General features: G+C 36.6%; 7 protein-coding genes. 2 read left to right on the top strand and 5 right to left on the bottom strand.

From position 1 onward, the window contains the following. Positions 1–107: 107 nt before the first annotated feature. The 5 genes from QZ357_RS08860 to QZ357_RS08880 all read right to left on the bottom strand — a co-directional run bounded on the left by QZ357_RS08860 (position 108) and on the right by QZ357_RS08880 (position 2,397). Complete coding sequence (locus QZ357_RS08860) at positions 108–272, bottom strand: hypothetical protein (RefSeq protein WP_290776310.1); 165 nt, start codon at positions 270–272, stop codon at positions 108–110. 167 nt (positions 273–439) lie between these two features. Then, a complete protein-coding gene (locus QZ357_RS08865) occupies positions 440–619 on the bottom strand; it encodes a hypothetical protein (RefSeq protein ID WP_290776312.1) in 180 nt (59 codons plus the stop codon). Beyond that, positions 609–1,100, bottom strand: coding sequence for a hypothetical protein (locus QZ357_RS08870; protein WP_290776314.1), 492 nt, complete (start codon positions 1,098–1,100; stop codon positions 609–611). The genes QZ357_RS08865 and QZ357_RS08870 overlap by 11 nt, the downstream gene beginning before the upstream one ends. After that, positions 1,097–2,035 carry a hypothetical protein gene (locus tag QZ357_RS08875; RefSeq protein WP_290776316.1) on the bottom strand — a complete coding sequence of 313 codons (939 nt, stop codon included), beginning with the start codon at positions 2,033–2,035 and terminating at the stop codon, positions 1,097–1,099. Before QZ357_RS08875 ends, QZ357_RS08870 begins: the two co-directional genes overlap by 4 nt. A gap of 53 nt (positions 2,036–2,088) precedes the next feature. Next, positions 2,089–2,397: a hypothetical protein gene (locus QZ357_RS08880; RefSeq protein WP_290776318.1), complete on the bottom strand. Its 309-nt coding sequence runs from the start codon at positions 2,395–2,397 to the stop codon at positions 2,089–2,091. 165 nt (positions 2,398–2,562) lie between these two features. On the opposite strand from QZ357_RS08880, the gene QZ357_RS08885 reads away from it, so the two are divergent. Both QZ357_RS08885 and QZ357_RS08890 read left to right on the top strand, forming a co-directional pair. Continuing rightward, on the top strand, positions 2,563–3,189 hold the full coding sequence (locus QZ357_RS08885; RefSeq protein ID WP_290776320.1) for a S24 family peptidase: 627 nt from the start codon (positions 2,563–2,565) through the stop codon (positions 3,187–3,189). Positions 3,190–3,470: 281 nt separating this feature from the next. Continuing rightward, entirely contained in the window at positions 3,471–3,695 is a 225-nt protein-coding gene (locus QZ357_RS08890; RefSeq protein WP_290776322.1) for a hypothetical protein, read from the top strand. The last annotated feature ends 113 nt before the right edge of the window (positions 3,696–3,808 follow it).

Raw genomic sequence — 3,808 nt, forward strand, 5'->3', positions numbered from 1 at the left:
GCCATAAATGCACGCTTTTTCATCAATAACCGATTCATGCGTTCGCCTCCTGATTAGCAGTTGCCACCTTGTAGCCGTTAACCAAGCCTACAATATAGTTGCCGCCGTTATAGTAGCGTGTCAAAGGCTGCTTTTTTGTCTTCAAGCTCTTTTTCGAGTGCAGATAACTTTCCTTTTTCCCTCTCAACGTCCGAGCCGTTCAAATCCATAATTTTTTTAAGCTGTTCGTCCGTTGCCTCGGCAAATATTGCCTTAATGTCCTCTCTTTTCATAACTTTTTCCTTTCCGCCTACGCTTTTTTACGAGGTTGCTCCTCCGGCTCGACTGTTTTACGTCTAATCTCCTGACAAAATTTTGATATAAAAAAAGAACAGCGATAAACTGTTCTTGATTTATTTAGTTGTAGTGGATATAAAAATACCGCCAAATAACGGCGGTACTATTCTTTTATTATTTCAAAAAAACGTTTGGGGTATAAATATCCTTGTACTTCCTGTTCATTGTCATATCCCTCTTCATCAATAATTCTATATTCACCATGTTCCTCGCTTAAACATTCGTAAATCTTATCCTTGATTAAGCACACCGGATCCGTATCACCGATATATTTAACTTTCATTATCAAAATACCTCTTGACTTTCATTTTAATTCTGCCCGTTTCGTTACTTTCAAACCAATGTAATTCCGCATGTCTTGTTTTCCCATCATCACATACGACATACCCATCACCTCTGACGTGTTTCCATTCAGTTTTTGGAACAGCGTATTGCCTTTCAAGATGTTCCGCAACCCTTAACTCTTTATTAGTTCCTTTTCCGGCAAAGACAACTACTTTTGTTATTTTGCTGCCTTCTTGTATTTTGCCTTTGTTGCCGTTAGGTAAAGAAACAACATCTTTAAAAGCCGCAGCTCCAACGCTTTTAAAAATATTTATGTCTTTCTCTTTTATTATACCACTTTTACCCGAAATGTCAACACTTTTATAGCTTTTCATGCGGTTTAGGCGAGGTTCTAAGCCTTTTACATTTTTGCACATATCATCATAAGTGCTCCTGTAGGCTTTTATCCTGTCCTTGCAGTCTCCGGCTTTTCGTTTCATGCCTGCCGCCTCGAACATATCGGCTTGTCTTGCTTGCTGTCGTACACCAGATTTTTAAGTTCTTCCACAAGGTCATTACATACGTCCGCCACCAGCTTAAACCGCCCCGTTGCCATAAGCAATGAAAACTGCCTCGGTCTTTCATCAAGCGGCGGTTTGTAGGTCTTGCCGAATATGTACTGTTTTTCATTCAGTGTATTTATAATAACGTCCGAATGGTCGCAAGCTACATCTTCTATCGTAACACCGTATTCTTTTTCCACGCTGTCCACAAAATCAAAAACAAATGTTTCCACCTCATTCATCGGCAGGTCGGGAGCTTGTCTTTTTATGCTTTTTAGGATATATATAACATCGTCATACCCCTGCGCCGAGCAGGTCAATGCATATGCCGACCCGTTGCCGCCAATATCAAATCCTATCGCAACCCATTTGAACGCTTTCGGAACATTTTCACGGCTCACAATATAGTTGTCTGTATGCTCCGTAAAATCCTTAAATACAATACCCTCTGCCGGTGTGCGTATACCTTTTATGTCTCGGTCATACCACACCGTCCCTTTTTCATATGTGGATAATATTTTTTTAAGCTTTTCATCAGATACGCTCAAATTATCGGCAATGGTAAAATGTCCGTAATTATAGCCGTATGTATTATCCTTAGCCTGTGCCAATTCATGAAAGTGCAGGATTTCCGAGTAATACCAATGTGTAGGCGCTTTCGGGTTCAGATCGTGGAATATCTTATAAGTACATGATCCCCATAAATGACATATTACAAAAAGCACACATATATAGCCTTGAAGCCTCAAACCCCAAAAACTATCTTCGCCAATATCGTTTTGATGGCATACGCAGTTCTCTCTTGATTGCACAAGGTGTATTTTATACCAATTATATCCGATCGCCTTTCTGGCTTTATTATCTTCTTTCAAGATTATCAATCTTTAAGCCGATACAAAGACATATACCAAATAATTTTTTTCTTTTATTCTTTATTTGGTTGAATGGTTTGTTCTGTACCTGCTCGGAGTGTATTTAGATAAAGCGGACATTGGCGGCAGACTTCTTGATTTGATACGCGAAAAGTTAAGTCTTTTAATAAACATTGTGCAGAAACTTTCTTAATATACTCATCAGAATATACTATTGTTTTTTCACCGTTTTCTAACTTTGCTAATCGCCTGTCAAGTATTTTTGCCGTTTCTTTAAGTTTGTTTTCCTTTCTGGCATATATTGCAGAAAGGACGCATATTGCAAGCAAGCATATAACCGGCACATACTCCGAAATATTCATCCTCTCACTCCTTTCGCTTGTGCTGTTTTGTTTCCTTTAAGATACTTTTGTTATATCATGTGTTTTTTAATCTGTCAATAGCTTTTAGGAAACTTTTTTTATTTTTTTTTAAACAAGTGTTGCTTTTATGAAACGTTTGTGATATAATGAGAATGGGTGATGGAAATGAATATTGAAATTGATTTAGAAAAACGTAGAAAAGAATTGGGATTAACGTTAGAGGAAGTTGGAAATTTTGTTGGTGTGAGCAAGAGCACTGTGAAAAAATGGGAAACTGGTTTTATTGATAATATGAAAAGAGATAAAATTGCTCTTTTGGCTAAAGTTTTAAAAATATCTCCTTTGGTTATATTAGGTATAACTGATGATAATGGTGTGGATTTAGAACAATATGGCATACGTCCAATAAAAAGGAAAAAATTCCCCATGCTCGGAGAAATAGCGTGCGGAAAACCTATCTATTGTAATGAGGCATACGAAACATACATAGAAGCTGCGGAAGATATACAGGCTGATTTTTGCCTGATAGCCAAAGGTGACAGTATGATAAATGCAAGAATTTTTGACGGTGATATTATATTTATAAAAGAGCAGCCTATTGTTCAAAACGGAGAAATCGCCGCCGTTGTGATTGAAGATGAGGCAACTCTGAAAAAAATATATATAAAAACCGATAAAATAATACTTCGCCACGAAAATCCCGTATATGATGATATTATATATGAAAAAGAGGATATGAACATGGTAAAAATTTTAGGTAAAGCCGTTGCTTTCCAAAGCTTGGTGAGGTAAAATGTTTTTAGAAAGGAAGTGGTAAGACAATTGGAAATACATTATAGCAAACAAGCGATAAAATTTTTAAAGAAACAAGAACGAGCTTTATAGCAAAGGATTTTAAAAGCCATTAATTCATTACCTGCCGGCGATGTTAAGAAGTTACAAGGCACATCTTCAAAATATCGCTTGCGCATAGGAGATGTATGGGTTATATTCGATAAACAGGGAAATATACTGTATATCGAAAGAATAAATAACAGAGGCGAAGTTTATAAATAAAGGAGGTTTCTTATATTATGTCAAACATAAAAGAAAGAATTTTAGGTGCTGTTACGGTCATGAGTGATAAAGATGCAAATGCTTTGTGGAAAATCATCCTAAACAATTTTTCACCTTGGGAAGATATTGAAGAAATAATCCCCGATGAAACGGATACTGAAATGCTGAAAGATATACAATCCAACCCCGATTGTCATTCTTTTGTGTCACCGGAAGAAGTAATTCGGGAATTAGGGTTATAAATATGAAGGGATAGAGCTGTTATTGTGTTATTATTAGGGGAAGAATATTGTTGACAAAAGCAAAAATGGACACAAAAAAGCTTCAAAAAACGAAATGAATTGCAGTATTTCGT

Origin of the sequence: Anaerofustis sp. (genome assembly GCF_019420015.1) — a bacterium.
GTDB lineage: Bacteria > Bacillota > Clostridia > Eubacteriales > Anaerofustaceae > Anaerofustis.